The organism is Pseudoxanthomonas suwonensis (genome assembly GCF_000972865.1).
Classification (GTDB): Bacteria; Pseudomonadota; Gammaproteobacteria; order Xanthomonadales; family Xanthomonadaceae; genus Pseudoxanthomonas; species Pseudoxanthomonas suwonensis_B.
Map to the genome: position 1 here is coordinate 864,757 of NZ_CP011144.1, position 18,424 is coordinate 883,180.

Genomic DNA, 18,424 nt, shown 5'->3' on the forward strand with positions numbered 1-18,424 from the left:
GGCCGGTAGGAACATGAAAACGACGGCAGGCCGAAGGACGGCCTGCCGAGAAGCGGAATTATAGCGGTCGGCTGAAAATCACGTCAACCGACCCCGTCCCTGGCGCCGTTCACGGTGGCCGGCAGGGCCGGTACCGGGAACGGCATGGCGGGGGTCCTTCCCCGCCAGCCGGGCCTTTCGGCCCGGCTGTCACGCCTGTTACTCCTCGGACGCGCCCTCGGCAGCCACCTCGGCCGCGGCCGGCTCGGAACCGCCGGACAGCGCGTCCATCTCAGCCTCGGTGAGACCAGTGGACGTGCGGCGGCGCTGGCTGTGGTACGCCAGGCCGGTACCGGCCGGGATCAGGCGGCCGACGATCACGTTCTCCTTCAGGCCGCGCAGGCTGTCGCGGGTGCCGCGGACGGCCGCCTCGGTCAGCACGCGGGTGGTCTCCTGGAAGGAGGCCGCGGAGATGAACGACTCGGTCGCCAGCGAGGCCTTGGTGATGCCCAGCAGCACCGGATCGAACTTCGCCGGCAGCTCCTTGCGACCGACCAGGCGGGCGTTCTCCTCGATGACGCGCTGGCGTTCGACCTGCTCGCCGTTGAGGAACTTGCTGTCGCCCTGGTCGGCGATCTCGACCTTGCGCAGCATCTGCCGGGTGATGACCTCGATGTGCTTGTCGTTGATCTTCACGCCCTGCAGGCGGTACACGTCCTGGATCTCCTTGACCAGGTACGCGGCCAGCGGCTCGATGCCCAGCAGGCGCAGGATGTCCTGCGGGCTCGGCTCGCCGTCCACCACGGTCTCGCCCTTGGTCACGTGCTCGCCCTCGAACACGATGATCTGGCGGTACTTCGGGATCAGCTCCTCGTGCTCGCCGCCCTCGTTGTCCTTGATGATCAGGCGCTGCTTGCCCTTGGTGTCCTTGCCGAAGCTGACCACGCCCGAGCGCTCGGCCAGGATCGCCGGATCCTTCGGCTTGCGCGCCTCGAACAGGTCGGCCACGCGCGGCAGGCCGCCGGTGATGTCGCGGGTCTTGGAGGCTTCCTGCGGGATCTTGGCGACCACGTCGCCCACGCCGACCGGCGCGCCGTCCTGCAGGTTGACCAGCGAGCGCGGCGGCAGCAGGTACTGCGCCGGCAGGTCGGTACCCGGGATGGTCAGGTCCTTGCCGTCCTTGTCGACGATGCGGACCAGCGGACGCAGGTCCTTGCCCTGGGTGCCGCGACGCTTGGGATCGGTGATCTCGCGCGAGGCCAGGCCGGTGAGCTCGTCGGTCTTCTCGATGACGGTGACGCCGTCGATGAAGTCGATGAAGCGGATGGAGCCGGCCACTTCCGAGACGATCGGGTGGTTGTGCGGATCCCAGTTGGCGACCGACTGGCCGGCCTTGACCTCGGCGCCGTCCTTGACGGTGATGGTCGCGCCGTACGGCAGCTTGTAGCGCTCGCGCTCGCGGCCGTGCGGGTCGAGCACGGAGATCTCGCCCGAACGCGACACCGCGACCAGGTGGCCGGCCGAGTGCTCGACCGACTTGAGGTTGCTGAACTTCACCGAGCCGGTGGTCTTGACCGTGATGTTGTCCACCGCCGCCGCACGCGAAGCCGCGCCGCCGATGTGGAAGGTACGCATGGTCAGCTGGGTACCGGGCTCGCCGATCGACTGCGCGGCGATCACGCCGACCGCTTCGCCGATGTTGACGATGTGGCCACGGGCCAGGTCGCGGCCGTAGCACTGCGAGCACACGCCGAAGGACGATTCACAGGTGATGGTGGAACGCACCTTGATCGACTGCACGCCGGCGTCTTCCAGCTTCTGCACCCAGCCTTCGTCCAGCAGGGTGTTGCGGGTGACGATCGGATCCTCGTCGTTGCCCGGCAGGAACACGTCCTCGGTCACGACGCGACCCAACACGCGGTCACGCAGCGGCTCGACCACGTCGCCGCCTTCCACGATCGGGGTCATGGTCAGGCCCTGCGAGGTTCCGCAATCCGGCTCGGTGATCACCACGTCCTGGGCCACGTCGACCAGGCGACGGGTCAGGTAACCGGAGTTGGCGGTCTTCAGCGCGGTATCGGCCAGGCCCTTTCGCGCGCCGTGGGTGGAGTTGAAGTACTCCTGCACGTTCAGGCCTTCGCGGAAGTTGGCCTTGATCGGCGTCTCGATGATCGAGCCGTCCGGACGCGCCATCAGGCCGCGCATGCCGGCCAGCTGGCGGATCTGCGCCTGCGAACCACGGGCGCCGGAGTCGGCCATGATGTACAGCGAGTTCATCGACTTCTGGGCGATGGCCTCGCCCTTGGCGTTGACCACCTTGTCGGTGCCGATGGTGTCCATCATCGCCTTGGCGATGCGCTCGTTGGTGCGCGACCAGATGTCGACCACCTTGTTGTAGCGTTCGCCGGCGGTGACCAGGCCGCTCTGGTACTGCTCCTGGATCTCCAGCACCTCGGCCTCGGCCTCGGTCAGGATGCCCTTCTTCTCCTGCGGGATCAGCATGTCGTCGATGCCGATCGACACGCCGGCGCGGGTCGCGTAGGCGAAGCCGGTGTACATCAGCTGGTCGGCGAACACCACGGTGTCCTTCAGGCCCAGCTGGCGGTAGCAGGAGTTGATCAGGCGCGAGATCGCCTTCTTGTTCAGCTCGGTGTTGGCCAGCGCGAACGGCAGGCCCTCCGGCAGGATCTCGGCCAGCAGCGCGCGGCCGACCGTGGTGTCCACGATCGAGACCTTCTTCTCCCGGTTGCCTTCCTCGTCGGTCACGGTCTCGGCGATGCGGACCTTGACCTTGGCGTGCAGCTCGACCACGCGGTTGTCGTAGGCGCGCTTGACCTCGGCGACGTTGGCGAACGCCATGCCCTCGCCCTTCTTGTTCTCCAGGGCGCGGGTCATGTAGTACAGGCCGAGCACCACGTCCTGCGACGGCACGATGATCGGCTCGCCGTTGGCGGGCGAGAGGATGTTGTTGGTCGACATCATCAGCGCGCGCGCTTCCAGCTGGGCCTCGAGGCTCAGCGGGACGTGCACGGCCATCTGGTCACCGTCGAAGTCGGCGTTGAACGCGGTGCAGACCAGCGGGTGCAGCTGGATCGCCTTGCCCTCGATCAGCACCGGCTCGAACGCCTGGATGCCCAGGCGGTGCAGGGTCGGGGCGCGGTTCAGCAGCACCGGGTGCTCGCGGATCACCTCTTCGAGGATGTCCCACACCTCGGCCTCTTCGCGCTCGACCAGCTTCTTGGCGGCCTTGATCGTGGTGGCCAGGCCGCGACGCTGCAGCTTGGCGAACACGAACGGCTTGAACAGCTCCAGCGCCATCTTCTTCGGCAGGCCGCACTGGTGCAGGCGCAGGTACGGGCCGACCACGATGACCGAACGGCCCGAGTAGTCGACGCGCTTGCCCAGCAGGTTCTGGCGGAAGCGGCCCTGCTTGCCCTTGATCATGTCGGCCAGCGACTTGAGCGGGCGCTTGTTGGTGCCGGTGATGGCGCGGCCGCGGCGGCCGTTGTCCATCAGGGCGTCAACGGACTCCTGCAGCATGCGCTTCTCGTTGCGCACGATGATGTCGGGCGCATTGAGCTCCAGCAGGCGGCGCAGGCGGTTGTTGCGGTTGATGACGCGGCGGTACAGGTCGTTCAGGTCGGAGGTCGCGAAGCGGCCGCCGTCCAGCGGGACGAGCGGGCGCAGGTCCGGCGGCAGCACCGGCAGCACGGTCATGACCATCCACTCCGGGCGGTTGCCGGACTCGATGAACGCCTCGATCAGCTTGATCCGCTTGGTCAGGCGCTTGAGCTTGGTCTCCGAACCGGTCGCCGCGATTTCCTCGCGCAGGCGGGCCATCTCGGCCTGCAGGTCGATCGTGCGCAGCAGCTCGTACACGGCCTCGGCACCCATCGCGGCGTCGAAGTCATCGCCATGCTCCTGGCGCGCGGTAAGGTACTGCTCTTCGTTCAGCAGCTGGCGGCGCTCGAGCGGGGTCAGGCCCGGCTCGGTCACCACGTAGGCTTCGAAGTACAGGATGCGCTCGATGTCGCGCAGGGTCATGTCCAGCATCAAGCCGATGCGCGACGGCAGCGACTTCAGGAACCAGATATGCGCCACCGGCGAGGCCAGGTCGATGTGGCCCATGCGCTCACGGCGCACCTTGGCCAGGGTGACCTCGGTGCCGCACTTCTCGCAGACCACGCCACGGTGCTTCATGCGCTTGTACTTGCCGCACAGGCACTCGTAGTCCTTGATCGGGCCGAAGATGGCGGCGCAGAACAGGCCGTCGCGCTCGGGCTTGAAGGTGCGGTAGTTGATCGTCTCCGGCTTCTTCACCTCGCCGAAGGACCACGAACGGATCAGGTCCGGCGAAGCCAGCGCGATCTTGATCGCGTCGAAGTCCAGCGTCTGGCGCTGCTGGTTGAAGAGGTTGAGCAGGTCTTTCATTTCTTGTCTCCGTCAGGAGTGAAGGCGTGTTTGGCGGTTCGATGCGGGATCGCGGCGGCCGGTCAGGGCCGCCACGCGCCTTACTCGTCCTCCAACTCCATGTTGATGGCCAGCGAGCGGATTTCCTTCACCAGGACGTTGAAGGATTCCGGCATGCCGGCGACCATCTCGTGGTTGCCGTCGACGATGTTCTTGTACATCTGGTTGCGGCCCTGCACGTCGTCGGACTTCACCGTCAGCATTTCCTGCAGGGTGTAGGCCGCGCCGTAGGCTTCCAGCGCCCAGACTTCCATCTCGCCGAAGCGCTGGCCGCCGAACTGCGCCTTGCCGCCCAGCGGCTGCTGGGTGACGAGCGAGTACGGGCCGGTCGAACGCGCGTGCATCTTGTCGTCGACCAGGTGGTTCAGCTTCAGGTAGTGCATGTAGCCGACCGTGACCGGGCGCTCGAACGCTTCGCCGGTGCGGCCGTCGTGCAGCACGGTCTGGCCGCTGCTCGGCAGTTCGGCCAGCTCGAGCATGCGCTTGATCTCGGCCTCGCTGGCGCCGTCGAACACCGGAGTGGCCATCGGCACGCCGCTGGTCAGGTTCTTGGCCATGCCCAGCAGTTCCTCGTCGCTGAACTGGGACAGGTCCACACGCTCGCCGACCGTGGTGCGGTCGTGGTTGTAGATGTCCTCCAGGAACTTGCGCAGCTCGGAGACGGCGTTCTGGGCATCGAGCATGCGCTGGATCTTGCGACCCAGGCCCTTGGCCGCCCAGCCCAGGTGCACTTCCAGGATCTGGCCGATGTTCATGCGCGAAGGCACGCCCAGCGGGTTGAGCACGATGTCCACCGACTCGCCCGAGGCCATGTACGGCATGTCCTCGACCGGAACCACGTTCGACACCACGCCCTTGTTGCCGTGGCGGCCGGCCATCTTGTCACCCGGCTGGATCCGGCGCTTCACCGCCAGGAACACCTTGACCATCTTCAGCACGCCCGGGGCGAGGTCGTCGCCCTGGGTGATCTTGCCGCGCTTGTCGTCGAAGCGGCGCTCGAACTCCTTCTCGTGCGCGGCGATCTGCTTCTGCGCGCGCTCGATCGCCTCGGAGGCGTCCTCGTCCTTCATCCGCAGCAGGAACCAGTCGGCCTTCTTCAGGCCGTCCAGGTAGGCGTCGTTGAGGGTGTCGCCCTTCTTCAGGCCCGGGCCGCCGTTGGCGACCTTGCCCACGATCTGCGAGCGCAGGCGCGCGTAGATCGCCGCTTCCAGGATGCGGAACTGGTCGTCGAAGTCCTTCTTGACGCGCTTGATCTCGCTTTCCTCGATCTGCTTGGCGCGCTTGTCCTTCTCGATGCCGTCGCGGGTGAAGACCTGCACGTCGATGACGGTGCCGTCCATGCCCGGCGGCACGCGCAGCGAGCTGTCCTTAACGTCCGAAGCCTTCTCGCCGAAGATCGCGCGCAGCAGCTTCTCTTCCGGGGTCAGCTGGCTCTCGCCCTTCGGCGTGACCTTGCCGACCAGGATGTCGCCGGCGCGGACCTCGGCGCCGATGTACACCACGCCCGACTCGTCCAGGCGGTTGAGCGCCTGCTCGGAGACGTTCGGGATGTCGGCGGTGATCTCCTCCGGACCCAGCTTGGTGTCGCGGGCCGCGCAGGTCAGCTCCTCGATGTGGATCGTGGTGTAGCGGTCTTCCTGGACCACACGCTCCGACAGCAGGATCGAGTCCTCGAAGTTGTAGCCGTTCCAGGGCATGAACGCGATCAGCATGTTCTGGCCCAGGGCCAGTTCGCCGATGTCGGTGGACGGGCCATCGGCCAGCACGTCGCCGCGCGCCACCACGTCGCCCACGTGCACCAGCGGGGTCTGGTTGATGCAGGTGTTCTGGTTGGAGCGGGTGTACTTGGTCAGGGTGTAGATGTCCACGCCGGCATCGTGCTCGCCGGAGATCTCCGACTCGTTGACCTTGACCACGATGCGGCCGGCGTCGACCTGCTCGATCACACCGCCGCGGCGGGCGTTCACGGTCACACCCGAATCGCGCGCCACGGCGCGCTCGATGCCGGTGCCCACCAGCGGGGTCTGCGAACGCAGCGTCGGCACCGCCTGGCGCTGCATGTTCGCGCCCATCAGCGCGCGGTTGGCGTCGTCGTGCTCCAGGAACGGGACCAGCGCGGCGGCGACCGACACGGTCTGCATCGGCGAGACGTCCATGTAGTGGATCTCGGCCGGCGGCTTGAGCAGCGACTCGCCCTGATGGCGGCAGGGCACGAACAGCTCGGTCAGCTTGCCCTTGCCGTCATGGGTGGCGTTGACCTGGGCGATGACGTACTCGTTCTCCTCGATCGCCGACAGGTAGTCGACCTCGTCGGTGATGCGGCCGTCCACGACCTTGCGGTACGGCGTCTCCAGGAAGCCGTACTGGTTGGTGCGGGCGAACACCGCCAGCGAGTTGATCAGGCCGATGTTCGGGCCTTCCGGGGTCTCGATGGTGCAGACGCGGCCGTAGTGGGTCGGGTGCACGTCGCGCACTTCGAAGCCGGCGCGCTCGCGGGTCAGGCCGCCCGGGCCCAGCGCCGAGACGCGGCGCTTGTGGGTGACTTCCGACAGCGGGTTGTTCTGGTCCATGAACTGCGACAGCTGCGAGGAGCCGAAGAACTCCTTGATCGCGGCGGCGACGGGTTTCGCGTTGATCAGCTCCTGCGGGGTCAGGCCTTCCGACTCCGCCATCGACAGCCGTTCCTTGACCGCGCGCTCGACGCGGACCAGGCCCACGCGGAACACGTTCTCGGCCATCTCGCCGACCGAACGCACGCGGCGGTTGCCCAGGTGGTCGATGTCGTCCACGGTGCCGCGGCCGTTGCGGATCTCGGTCAGCACGCGCAGCACATCGAGGATATCGGAGGTGTCGCCCTGGGCGGCCACCAGCGCCTTGGAATCCTCGTCGTTGCGCTCGCCGAAGTACTTCCTGTCGAACAGCACGGCCGGGCCGAGCACGTCCTTGCGGCCGACGCGGCGGTTGAACTTCATCCGGCCCACGGCCGACAGGTCGTAGCGCTCGAAGGTGAAGAACAGGTTGTGGAACAGGTTCTGCGCGGCCTCCTTGGTCGGCGGCTCGCCCGGACGCATCATCCGGTAGATCTCGACCAGCGCTTCCAGCTGGGTGCGGCTCGGGTCGATGCGCAGGGTGTTGGACAGGTACGGGCCACGGTCCAGGTCGTTGACCCACAGCGTGCCCACGGCGGCGACGCCGGCCTTGCGGAACGCGGCCAGCTGCTCGTCGCTGATCTCGTCGTTGGCGCTGGCCAGCAGCTCGCCGGTGTTGGCGTCGACCACGTCGTGGGCCAGGATGCGGCCGAGCAGATACTCGTCCGGCACCGCCAGCGCGGCGATCTGCGACTGCTCCAGCTGGCGCACGTGGCGCGCGGTGATGCGCTTGCCGGCTTCCACGATGACCTTCTCGCCATCGGCCAGGTCGAAGTTCAGGGTCTCGCCGCGCAGGCGCTCGGGCACCAGCTCCAGCTGCACGCCCTCGGACGGGTCGATGTGGAAGGTGTTGATCTCGAAGAACGCACGCAGCATCTCTTCGTTGTTGTAGCCCAGCGCGCGCAGCAGGATCGTCACCGGCAGCTTGCGGCGGCGGTCGATGCGGGTGTACAGCGCGTCCTTCGGGTCGAACTCGAAGTCCAGCCAGGAGCCGCGGTAGGGAATGATGCGGGCGCTGTACAGCAGCTTGCCCGAGCTGTGGGTCTTGCCGCGGTCGTGGTCGAAGAACACGCCCGGGCTGCGGTGCAGCTGCGAGACGATGACGCGCTCGGTGCCGTTCACGATGAACGTGCCGTGCTCGGTCATCAGCGGGATCTCGCCGAGGTAGACCTCCTGCTCCTTGACGTACTTGATCGCCTTGGTCGAGGACTCGCGGTCGTAGATCACCAGGCGCACGGTCACGCGCAGCGGCGCGCCGTAGGACAGGCCGCGGTTGCGGCACTCGCGCTCGTCGAACACCGGCTCGCCAAGCTTGTAGCCGACGTATTCGAGGGCGGCGTTGCCGCTGTAGCTGGAGATCGGGAACACCGACTTCAGGGCGGCGTGCAGGCCGGTGTCGCGGCGCTTGGCCGCATCGGTGTCGGCCTGCAGGAACTCGCGGTAGGAATCGACCTGGATGGCCAGCAGGAACGGCACTTCGAGGATCGAGCGCTGCTTGCCGAAATCCTTGCGGATGCGCTTCTTCTCGGTGAACGAATACGTCGTCATTGGGTGTACCACCTTTGGCAGTGCGGGCCGCGCGTCCGCGACCCGGGGGAACATGAAGCTGTCAGTTGGAAGTCGCTGGTATTGCCGGCACCAGCACGCCATCTCCCGCTACTTCCGACTACCAGCTCCCCTGTATGGAACTGGGTTTGCAGTGTTGCTCAGTACTTCGGAGCCGTTCCGGAGCATGGGGCTCCGGAACGACCAAAGGCCGGGGGCTTTCGCCCCCAGCCTTCGCGCATCGCCCGTGTGGACCGGCGACGCAAGATGCCGCTTACTTCAGCTCGACGGTGGCGCCGGCGGCCTCGAGGTCCTTCTTGAACTTCTCGGCATCTTCCTTCGACACGCCGTCCTTGACGTCCTTCGGCGCGCCTTCGACCAGGTCCTTGGCTTCCTTCAGGCCCAGGCCGGTGATGGCACGGACGGCCTTGATGACCTCGACCTTCTTCTCGCCGGTGGCCTTCAGCACCACGGTGAACTCGGTCTGCTCTTCGACCGGGGCGGCGGCAGCGGCCGGGCCGGCGGCCACGGCGACCGGGGCGGCGGCGGAGACGCCGAACTTCTCTTCGATGGCCTTGACCAGCTCCATCACTTCCATCAGGGTCTTGCCGGCGATGGCTTCGACGATCTGCTCGTTGGAAAGGGACATTGTGATTACCTTCTGGATGTTTATCTAAAAAGGGAAAGTTGGAATCGTCGACGCGACTCAGGCCGTCTCGGCCGCGGTCTCTTCGGCCGGCGCGGACTCGCCGCCACCCTGCTGCTCGCCGACGGCCTTGACCGCGCGGGCGAACATGGTGGCCGGCTCGGCCAGGACGCGGGCCAGCATGGCCAGGGCCTGCTCGAGCGTCGGCAGCGAGGCCAGGACCTCGACGTGGCTGGCCGGGTACAGCTGGCCGCCCACGGCGACCACCTTCGGCTGCAGCTTGTCGTTGGCCTTGGCGAACTCCTTGATCAGGCGACCGGCGGCGCCGGGCTCCTCGGTCGAGAACGCATACAGCAGCGGACCCACGAGCGCATCCTTGGTGCACTCGAATTCCGTGCCTTCGACGGCGCGCGCGGCCAGCGTGTTCTTGACGACTTTCAAGTACACGCCGTTCTCGCGGGCCTTCTTGCGCATCGCGGTCATCTGGGAGACCGAGGTGCCTGCGTATTCGGCGGCGATCAGGGAGTGCGCCTTGGCGGCGACGTCGGCCAGTTCGGCGACGACTTCCTTCTTCTGGGACAGATTGAGAGCCATAACACTCCTCCGTATGAACTCCGCTCGCGGCTCCTGCCGCTTGCGGTCCTGGGCGGCGCCCTTCCGTGCGCGCCGGGGATGCCTCGGGCATCCCGGTGCTGGCCTATCTGATCCGGCGTCCCGAACGGGTCGGTCTGCCGGTGAAACTTCCAGAAGGCGGCACCATCTGCGCAGGCGTCGGGTCCTCGCGGACCTTCGATTAAGCGATCCCGCTGCATCGACGGCGAATCCCTGCCAGTGCGAGCTTCCGTGCCCGTCGTCGATGTGCGCCGACCGCGCCTGCGGTCTTTGACGGCTGTCGCCGGGGTGAGCCGGCGACTGCCCTCAAAATTCGCTGCTGTATTCGGCCGCGGGGCCTACGACAGCAGCGTTACTTCTTTCACCGTCGTTCCCGCGTAGGCGGGAACCCAGTGACTATTGCTTTCCGGCGACCTGAAGCGTGCTTCAAGTCGCTGGATCCCCGCCTGCGCGGGGATGACGATTTGACAAAGCCGCGCGCGGTGCGCGCGGGTCAAATCGTCACTTCAACGTCAGCGAAGCCTGGTCGACGGTCACGCCCGGGCCCATGGTCGAGCTGAGCGAGATCTTCTGCAGGTAGGTGCCCTTGGAGGTCGCCGGCTTCGCCTTGATCAGGTCCAGCAGCAGCGCCTGCAGGTTCGACTTCAGCGCTTCATCGCTGAACTCGGCCTTGCCGATGGTGGCGTGGATGATGCCGGCCTTGTCGGTGCGGTAACGGACCTGGCCCGACTTGGCGTTCTTCACCGCCTCGGCCGGGTTCGGCGACACGGTGCCGACCTTCGGGTTCGGCATCAGGCCGCGCGGGCCCAGCACCTGGCCGAGCTTGCCGACCACGCGCATGGCGTCCGGGGTGGCGATGACCACGTCGTAGTTCAGGTCGCCGGCCAGCATCTTCTCGGCCAGGTCATCCATGCCCACGGCTTCGGCACCGGCGGCGGTGGCCTCGTCGGCCTTGGCGCCGGCCGGGGCGAACACGGCCACGCGCACGCTCTTGCCGGTACCGGCCGGCAGCACGGTCGAGCCGCGCACCTGCTGGTCGGACTTCTTGGCGTCCACGCCCAGACGCACGGACACGTCGACGGCCTCGACGAACTTGGCCTTGGTGAAACCCTTGATGATCTTCAGCGCCTCATCGATGGAGTAAGCCTTGCCCGGCTCCACTGCCGCCTTGATCGCCTTCTGTCGCTTGTTCAGTGCCATGTTCTCAGCCCTCCACCACAAGGCCCATCGAACGGGCCGAGCCCGCGATGGTGCGCACAGCCGCGTCCAGGTCGGCCGCCGTCAGATCGCCTTCCTTCGCCTTGGCGATTTCCTCGAGCTGCTTGCGGGTGACCTTGCCCACCTTGTCGGTGTTCGGGCGCTTGGAGCCGGAGGTGATACCGACGGCCTTCTTGAGCAGCACGGAAGCCGGGGTGCTCTTGGTGATGAAGGTGAAGGTACGGTCCGAGTAGGCCGTGATGATGACCGGGGTCGGCAGACCCGGCTCGAGCTTGGAGGTCGCCGCGTTGAACGCCTTGCAGAACTCCATGATGTTCAGGCCGCGCTGGCCCAGCGCGGGACCGACCGGCGGCGAGGGGTTGGCCTGGCCGGCCTTCACCTGCAGCTTGATGTAACCGACGACTTTCTTTGCCATTTCAGTGCTCTCCGGGTGCTAGCGCCTGCATCGCAGGCTCCCCATCGTTCCGGGAAAATCACGCGTCCCGGCATCGCGTTGAAACCTGAAATCCCGTTCGCGACAAAGGCCGCCAGGGCGGCGGCCAGTGCGGATGCCCGGCTGACCCGGACAGGGAGCCGCGCAGTATAGCAGGGTTTTCGGCGTCCCGGGGCAAGCCCCCGGGGGGCCGCCCGGTCAGGCCTTCTCGACCTGGCCGAATTCCAGCTCCACCGGGGTGGAGCGGCCGAAGATCAGCACCGCCACGCGCAGGCGGCTCTTCTCGTAGTTGACCTCTTCGACCACGCCGTTGAAGTCGTTGAACGGGCCATCGGTGACCCGGACCATCTGGCCCGGCTCGAACAGGACCTTCGGACGCGGCTTCTCCACGCCCTCCTGCACGCGCTGCAGGATCGCGTCGGCCTCATCGTCGCGGATCGGCAGCGGGCGGTCGGCGGTGCCGCCGATGAAGCCCATGACCTTGGAGGTCTCCTTGACCAGGTGCCAGCTCTCGCTGTCGATGCGCGGGATGCCGGCCTCCTCGTGGGTCTCGATCTGGACCAGCACGTAGCCCGGGAAGAACTTGCGCTCGGAGCGGCGCTTCTGGCCGGCGCGCATCTCCACGACCTCCTCGGTCGGGACCAGGACGTCGCCGAAGCGCTCCTCCATGCCGTCGCGGACGATGCGGTCGCGCAGCGCCTGGGCGACGCTCTTCTCGAAACCGGAATAGGCGTGAACCACGTACCAACGCTTCACTGCGACATTCTCCTCAGCGGCCGAAGTTCAGGAACAGCTCGATCGCCCACTTCACGACGAAGTCGAAACCGGCAAGGATCAGGCTCAGGATGATCACCACGATGATCACGACCCAGGTCATGCGGGTGGTCTCCTGCCGGGTCGGCCAGACCACCTTGCGCAGCTCGAAGCGCGACTCGGACAGGAATTCGCGAGTATCGCGCCCCTTGCTGCTGGTCAGGAACACCAGGGTGCCGGCCACCAGGCCCGCCGCGACCGCCAGGCCGCGCAACTGCGGTGCCCAGTCGCCCAGCTGGGCCGCGCGATCCGGCGCGGAGAACCAGAACCATACGAACAGGCCAGCCAGCACCAGCAGTGTGGAAATGGCGTACTTGGCGATGTCGCCGCCGGAGGCGGACTGTGCCGGGTCGATCTTGCTGTTCAAGACGCTTTAGCTCTCGTTTCCGTTGCTCTGGGGCCGGCCGGACCGGCCCGTCGCGCGGGCGTTGGGGAAGTGGCACGCCAGGAGGGACTCGAACCCCCAACCTGCGGTTTTGGAGACCGCTGCTCTGCCAATTGAGCTACTGGCGTACGTCGAAAACCTGTGACTTCCCTTAGACGGCGAAGGCGGACCGAGGTTCCGGCCCGCCCTTCGCGCTTTCCGGCGAACCCGTCGCCGGGATCCGCAGGGGGCTTACTTGATGATCTTGGCCACCACGCCGGCGCCGACGGTGCGGCCGCCCTCGCGGATCGCGAAGCGCAGGCCCTCGTCCATCGCCACCGGGTTGATCAGCGTGACCACCATCTTCACGTTGTCGCCCGGCATCACCATCTCCACACCCTCCGGCAGCTGAACCGCGCCGGTGATGTCGGTGGTGCGGAAGTAGAACTGCGGACGGTAACCCTTGAAGAACGGGGTGTGACGGCCGCCCTCTTCCTTCGACAGCACGTACACCTCGGCCTCGAACTCGGTGTGCGGGGTGATCGAACCGGGCTTGGCCAGCACCTGGCCGCGCTCCACGTCGTCACGCTTGGTGCCGCGCAGCAGCAGGCCCGCATTGTCGCCCGCCTGGCCCTGGTCCAGCAGCTTGCGGAACATCTCCACGCCGGTGACCGTGGTCTTCTGCGTCGGACGGATGCCCACGATCTCGATTTCGTCGCCCACCTTGATGATGCCGCGCTCGATACGGCCGGTCACCACGGTGCCGCGGCCCGAGATCGAGAACACGTCTTCCACCGGCATCAGGAACGGCTTGTCCACGTCGCGCTCCGGCAGCGGGATCCAGCTGTCCAGCGCTTCCACCAGCTTCAGGATCGACGGCACACCAATGTCCGACTGGTCGCCTTCCAGCGCCAGGCGCGCCGAACCGGCAATGATCGGGGTGTCGTCGCCCGGGAACTCGTACTTGCTCAGCAGCTCGCGGACTTCCATCTCCACCAGCTCCAGCAGCTCGGCGTCGTCCACCATGTCGGCCTTGTTCAGGAACACCACGATGTACGGCACGCCCACCTGGCGCGACAGCAGGATGTGCTCGCGCGTCTGCGGCATCGGGCCGTCAGCGGCCGAGCACACCAGGATCGCGCCGTCCATCTGCGCCGCACCGGTGATCATGTTCTTCACGTAGTCGGCGTGGCCCGGGCAGTCCACGTGCGCGTAGTGGCGCGTGGCCGATTCGTATTCCACGTGCGCCGTCGAAATCGTAATGCCGCGCGCCTTCTCTTCCGGCGCCGCGTCGATCGCGTCGTACGCCTTGAACTCGCCGCCAAAACGCTCCGCGCCGATCTTCGTCAGCGCCGCCGTCAGCGTCGTCTTGCCGTGGTCCACGTGACCGATCGTGCCCACGTTCACGTGGGGCTTGGTGCGCTCGAACTTACCCTTGGCCATGGCTGCCTATCTCGCTGACGGTTGGTGTGGTGAACAACTGCTCTTGTTGAAAAGTCCGGCCATGGATGGCCGGGCTCTTGCGGGAGACCCGCATATATGGTGCTCACGAAAGGAATCGAACCTTCGACCTCCTCCTTACCAAGGAGGTGCTCTACCGACTGAGCTACGTGAGCTTGGAACTTCTTGCAGCGCGGAACCGGAACGACTTGGGCGGCGCAATGGAGCGGGAGACGGGAATCGAACCCGCACCATCAGCTTGGAAGGCTGAGGTTCTACCATTGAACTACTCCCGCGAGGGGAACCGCTTCCCGGCCTACCGCTCCGGGCCTTGCCTCGTTGTTCCGGTACCGCATCTTGAAACTGGTGGAGGGAGGTGGATTCGAACCACCGAAGGCGTAAGCCAGCAGATTTACAGTCTGCCCCCGTTGGCCGCTTGGGTATCCCTCCGGGATTCTGCCACCGCGACCAAGACGACCGGGGTGAAACAGCCCGCAATTCTGACCATCCCCAGCGCCGCTGTCAACGCACCCCGGCGGTCTTTTTCCGGTCAGACGTTGAAGCGGAAATGCAGGACGTCGCCCTCCTGCACCCGGTACTCCTTGCCCTCCAGGCGCATCCGCCCGACCTCGCGCGCCCCGGCCTCGCCGCGGTAGCGGAGGAAGTCGTCGAAGGCGATGGTCTCGGCGCGGATGAAGCCCTTTTCGAAGTCGGTGTGGATGACCGCCGCGGCCTGCGGCGCGGTGGCTCCGGCCTTGACCGTCCAGGCGCGAACCTCCTTCACCCCGGCGGTGAAATAGGTCTGCAGGCCCAGCAGCCGGTAGGCGGCCCGGATCACCCGGTTCAGGCCCGGCTCCTCCAGGCCCAGGTCGGCCAGGAAGGTGTCGCGGTCCTCGTCCTCGAGCTGGGCCAGCTCCTCCTCGATCGCCGCCGACACCGGCACCACCTCGGCGCCCTCGGCCACCGCGCGGGCACGCACCGCCTCCAGCAGCGGGTTGTCGTGGAAACCGTCCTCGAGCACGTTGGCCACGTACATGACCGGCTTGAGGGTCAGCAGGAACAGGTCGCGGACCAGCGCCCGCTCCTCCTCGTCCAGGCCCAGTGCGCGGCCCGGGCGGCCTTCACCCAGGCCGGCATGCAGCTTCTGCAACACCGGCTTGCGCGCGATGGCATCCTTTTCACCGGCCTTGGCCGAACGTTCGGCGCGGTTGAGCGCCTTTTCGACACTGTCCAGGTCGGCCAGGGCGAGCTCGGTGTCGATCGTCTCGATGTCCGACAGCGGGTCGACCTTGCCGGCGACGTGGACGATGTCCGGGTGGTCGAAGCAGCGGACCACGTGGGCGATGGCGTCGACCTCGCGGATGTGGGCCAGGAACTTGTTGCCCAGGCCTTCGCCGCTGGCCGCGCCGGCGACCAGGCCGGCGATGTCGACGAACTCGACCGCGGTCGGCACCACCTTCTCCGGCTTGACGATCTCGGCCAGCTGGCCCAGCCGCGGGTCGGGCACCGGCACCACGCCCACGTTCGGCTCGATCGTGCAGAACGGGAAGTTGGCCGCGGCGATGCCGGCCTTGGTCAGTGCGTTGAACAGGGTCGACTTGCCGACGTTCGGCAGGCCGACGATGCCGCATTTGATGCCCATGATGCTTCGGTTCCAGGAATCGGGAGGTTGGGGGCTGGGTACCGGCGCCACCGGAGCCCAGCCCGCAGCCACCTAGGCCCTGGGGGTATGCAGCCGCTTCATTGCCTCGCTGAAATCGCCGGCCACCGCCAGCGGCAGCACCGCCAGCGCGTCGTCGATCGAGCGGTCGATCAGCACCGCGTCGTCCTTGCCGGGCCTGCCCAGCACCCAGCCGGTCACCCGGTCCTTGTGCCCGGGATGGCCGATGCCGATCCGCAGGCGGTGGAACCGGCCGTGGCCCAGGAGCTGCATCGTGTCGCGCAGCCCGTTCTGGCCGCCGTGGCCGCCATCGAACTTCAGCCGCGCCGCGCCCGGCGGCAGGTCGAGTTCGTCGTGCGCCAGCAGCGCCTCTTCCGGCGCGATCTTCCAGTAGCGCAGCGCCGCGGTGACCGACTTGCCGGACAGGTTCATGTAGGTCGCCGGCCTGAGCAGCCAGACGCTGCGACCGGCGATGTCGACCTTCGCGGTCTCGCCGAACAGCTTGGACTCCAGGCCGAAGCGCACGCCGGCCTGCGCGGCCAGCGCGTCGACAAAACGAAACCCGGCGTTGTGCCGGGTGTTCGCGTGTTCCGGGCCGGGATTGCCCAGCCCGACGATGAGTCGAAGTTCCGCCATCGCGCCGGCAGCCGGGGTCCCGCCCGGCGGACCGGGCGGGACGGCAACGGCTTACTTCTTCTCTTCGCCGCCTTCGGCCGGGGTCTCTTCCTCGACCCGGGCGTGCTTGGCGATCACCACCGCCAGGTCGTGGTCGGCACCCAGCTTCAGCTCCGGGATCTCCACGCCGGCCGGCAGCTTCAGCTCCGACAGGTGGACCACGTCGCCCACGGCCAGCGCCGACAGATCGACCTCGATGGCCTCCGGCAGGTCCTTCGGCAGGCACGACACGGTGACTTCGTTCAGCTCGTGGGTGACGACCACGCCGGCCGACTTGCCCGCCGGCGACTTCTCGACGTTGACGAAGTGCAGTGGCACGGCGGCGCGCAGGACCTCGTTCTCGTTCACGCGCTGGAAGTCCAGGTGCATGATCAGCTGCTTGTACGGATGGCGCTGCATGTCACGCAGCAGCACGCGCTGCACGTCGCCATTGAGGCTCAGGTCCAGAATCGAGGAGTAGAACCACTCGTTCTGGCTGGCCAGCCACAGCTTCTCGTGGTCCAGCTGGATGTTGACCGGCTTCAGGTCGCCACCGTAGACGATGGCCGGAATCTTGCCATCGCGACGCAGGCGGCGGCTCGCACCCTTGCCCTCGTCCTCGCGACGCTCGACGTTGATCGTATGAGTTGCCATTTTTCTATCACTCTTCAGGTTGTAGGGACCGCTTCGCAGCGGTCGTCGCGACTCGTCCGCGACCAGACGAGCCTTGTGGTTCCCGGGGATCGGGAATCCGGAATCGCATCGCCGCGATTCCGCATTGCCGTCCCCCGGCGGCCGGCGTCCTGCCGGCCGGATGCCGCGGTCGACCCGCTCAGTCGACGTAGAGCGAGCTGACCGACTCGCCGAACGCGATCCGGCGGATCGTCTCGGCCAGCAGTTCGGCGACGCTGACCTGGCGGATCCGGCCGCAGGCCCGGGCCGCCGGCGACAGCGGGATGGTGTCGGTGACCACCAGCTCGTCCAGCTGCGAGCCGCTGATGTTGTCCACCGCCGGGCCCGAGAGCACCGGGTGGGTGCAGTACGCGGCCACCTTCTGCGCGCCCTGCGCCTTCAGCGCCGCGGCCGCCGCGCACAGCGTGCCGGCGGTGTCGACGATGTCGTCCACCAGCACGCAGGTCTTGCCGGCCACGTCGCCGATGATGTTCATCACCGTCGACACGTTGGCGCGCGGCCGGCGCTTGTCGATGATCGCCAGGTCGGCGTCGTCCAGGCGCTTGGCCACCGCGCGGGCGCGGACCACGCCGCCCACGTCCGGCGAGACCACGATCAGGTTCTCGGTGCCGTAGGCGCGCCAGATGTCGGCCAGCAGCAGCGGCGAGGCGTAGACGTTGTCGACCGGGATGTCGAAGAAGCCCTGGATCTGGTCGGCGTGCAGGTCCACGGTCAGCACCCGGTCGGTGCCCACCGCGGTGAACATCTTGGCCGCGACCTTGGCCGTGATCGGCACCCGCGAGGAACGCAGCCGGCGGTCCTGGCGCGAATAGCCGAAGTACGGCACCACCGCGGTGACGGACGCGGCGCTGGCGCGCTTGAGCGCGTCGATCAGCACCAGCAGCTCCATCAGGTTCTCGGCGGCCGGCGCGCAGGTCGGCTGGACCACGAACACTTCCTGGCGGCGCACGTTCTCCTCGATCTCGACCTGCACCTCGCCGTCGGAGAAGGTCGACACCAGCGCCTTGCCCGGGCGCACGCCCAGCTCGCGGCAAATGCTCTCGGCCAGCAGCTTGTTGGCGTTGCCGGAGAAGACAAGCAGATTGCGGTCGTCTTGCATCTTCGTCATCCCGGCGGCGGCTCGGATCAAGGTGAACGTGATGGAACACCGCAATCCCTGCGGTTTTCCGTTGATTACCCGCACATGGATGTGCGGGCTTTTGCGAGGGACTCGCATTCCCGCATGTGCGGGCTCTTGCGAGGGACTCGC

General features: G+C 67.0%; 13 protein-coding genes and 4 tRNA genes. All 17 read right to left on the reverse strand.

The genetic code is table 11. The annotated features are described in order from the left end of the window. Positions 1–198 precede the first annotated feature (198 nt). The gene (rpoC, locus tag WQ53_RS03775; RefSeq protein WP_052630562.1) at positions 199–4,410 is read right to left on the reverse strand and encodes a DNA-directed RNA polymerase subunit beta'; all 4,212 of its coding nucleotides are present in this window, start codon (positions 4,408–4,410) and stop codon (positions 199–201) included. Between the two features lie 80 nt (positions 4,411–4,490). Then, positions 4,491–8,645, reverse strand: coding sequence for a DNA-directed RNA polymerase subunit beta (gene rpoB, locus WQ53_RS03780; RefSeq protein WP_052630563.1), 4,155 nt, complete (start codon positions 8,643–8,645; stop codon positions 4,491–4,493). 271 nt (positions 8,646–8,916) lie between these two features. Beyond that, positions 8,917–9,291 (reverse strand): 50S ribosomal protein L7/L12, encoded by a 375-nt coding sequence (gene rplL, locus WQ53_RS03785; protein ID WP_052630565.1) that lies wholly within the window; start codon positions 9,289–9,291, stop codon positions 8,917–8,919. A gap of 57 nt (positions 9,292–9,348) precedes the next feature. Beyond that, positions 9,349–9,882, reverse strand: a complete 534-nt coding sequence (rplJ, locus tag WQ53_RS03790; protein WP_052630566.1) for a 50S ribosomal protein L10 — start codon at positions 9,880–9,882, stop codon at positions 9,349–9,351. A gap of 519 nt (positions 9,883–10,401) precedes the next feature. Beyond that, the gene (rplA, locus tag WQ53_RS03795; protein WP_052630567.1) at positions 10,402–11,100 is read right to left on the reverse strand and encodes a 50S ribosomal protein L1; all 699 of its coding nucleotides are present in this window, start codon (positions 11,098–11,100) and stop codon (positions 10,402–10,404) included. 4 nt (positions 11,101–11,104) lie between these two features. After that, positions 11,105–11,533 carry a 50S ribosomal protein L11 gene (gene rplK / locus WQ53_RS03800; protein WP_052630568.1) on the reverse strand — a complete coding sequence of 143 codons (429 nt, stop codon included), beginning with the start codon at positions 11,531–11,533 and terminating at the stop codon, positions 11,105–11,107. Between the two features lie 216 nt (positions 11,534–11,749). Continuing rightward, complete coding sequence (gene nusG / locus WQ53_RS03805; protein ID WP_052630569.1) at positions 11,750–12,307, reverse strand: transcription termination/antitermination protein NusG; 558 nt, start codon at positions 12,305–12,307, stop codon at positions 11,750–11,752. Between the two features lie 13 nt (positions 12,308–12,320). Next, positions 12,321–12,731 (reverse strand): preprotein translocase subunit SecE, encoded by a 411-nt coding sequence (gene secE, locus WQ53_RS03810; protein WP_052630571.1) that lies wholly within the window; start codon positions 12,729–12,731, stop codon positions 12,321–12,323. 70 nt (positions 12,732–12,801) lie between these two features. After that, positions 12,802–12,877, reverse strand: a tRNA-Trp gene (locus WQ53_RS03815). 103 nt (positions 12,878–12,980) lie between these two features. After that, a complete protein-coding gene (tuf, locus tag WQ53_RS03820) occupies positions 12,981–14,171 on the reverse strand; it encodes an elongation factor Tu (RefSeq protein WP_052630558.1) in 1,191 nt (396 codons plus the stop codon). Between the two features lie 97 nt (positions 14,172–14,268). After that, positions 14,269–14,344 (reverse strand) — tRNA-Thr (locus WQ53_RS03825). 46 nt (positions 14,345–14,390) lie between these two features. After that, positions 14,391–14,464 (reverse strand) — tRNA-Gly (locus WQ53_RS03830). 68 nt (positions 14,465–14,532) lie between these two features. After that, positions 14,533–14,618 (reverse strand) — tRNA-Tyr (locus tag WQ53_RS03835). A 100-nt stretch (positions 14,619–14,718) separates the two neighbouring features. Next, on the reverse strand, positions 14,719–15,810 hold the full coding sequence (ychF, locus tag WQ53_RS03840; RefSeq protein WP_052630573.1) for a redox-regulated ATPase YchF: 1,092 nt from the start codon (positions 15,808–15,810) through the stop codon (positions 14,719–14,721). 72 nt (positions 15,811–15,882) lie between these two features. Next, positions 15,883–16,464: an aminoacyl-tRNA hydrolase gene (pth, locus tag WQ53_RS03845; protein ID WP_052630575.1), complete on the reverse strand. Its 582-nt coding sequence runs from the start codon at positions 16,462–16,464 to the stop codon at positions 15,883–15,885. Between the two features lie 51 nt (positions 16,465–16,515). Beyond that, entirely contained in the window at positions 16,516–17,136 is a 621-nt protein-coding gene (locus tag WQ53_RS03850; RefSeq protein ID WP_052630577.1) for a 50S ribosomal protein L25/general stress protein Ctc, read from the reverse strand. 178 nt (positions 17,137–17,314) lie between these two features. Further along, entirely contained in the window at positions 17,315–18,274 is a 960-nt protein-coding gene (locus WQ53_RS03855) for a ribose-phosphate diphosphokinase (protein WP_052633908.1), read from the reverse strand. Positions 18,275–18,424: the final 150 nt, after the last annotated feature.

Bases quoted from the DNA above. Each gene is read 5' to 3' on its own strand.
- rpoC (WP_052630562.1), bottom strand. From the start codon at position 4,410: ATGAAAGACCTGCTCAACCTCTTCAACCAGCAGCGCCAGACGCTGGAC.
- rpoB (WP_052630563.1), bottom strand. From the start codon at position 8,645: ATGACGACGTATTCGTTCACCGAGAAGAAGCGCATCCGCAAGGATTTC.
- rplL (WP_052630565.1), bottom strand. From the start codon at position 9,291: ATGTCCCTTTCCAACGAGCAGATCGTCGAAGCCATCGCCGGCAAGACC.
- rplJ (WP_052630566.1), bottom strand. From the start codon at position 9,882: ATGGCTCTCAATCTGTCCCAGAAGAAGGAAGTCGTCGCCGAACTGGCC.
- rplA (WP_052630567.1), bottom strand. From the start codon at position 11,100: ATGGCACTGAACAAGCGACAGAAGGCGATCAAGGCGGCAGTGGAGCCG.
- rplK (WP_052630568.1), bottom strand. From the start codon at position 11,533: ATGGCAAAGAAAGTCGTCGGTTACATCAAGCTGCAGGTGAAGGCCGGC.
- tuf (WP_052630558.1), bottom strand. From the start codon at position 14,171: ATGGCCAAGGGTAAGTTCGAGCGCACCAAGCCCCACGTGAACGTGGGC.
- ychF (WP_052630573.1), bottom strand. From the start codon at position 15,810: ATGGGCATCAAATGCGGCATCGTCGGCCTGCCGAACGTCGGCAAGTCG.
- pth (WP_052630575.1), bottom strand. From the start codon at position 16,464: ATGGCGGAACTTCGACTCATCGTCGGGCTGGGCAATCCCGGCCCGGAA.
- WQ53_RS03850 (WP_052630577.1), bottom strand. From the start codon at position 17,136: ATGGCAACTCATACGATCAACGTCGAGCGTCGCGAGGACGAGGGCAAG.
- WQ53_RS03855 (WP_052633908.1), bottom strand. From the start codon at position 18,274: ATGCAAGACGACCGCAATCTGCTTGTCTTCTCCGGCAACGCCAACAAG.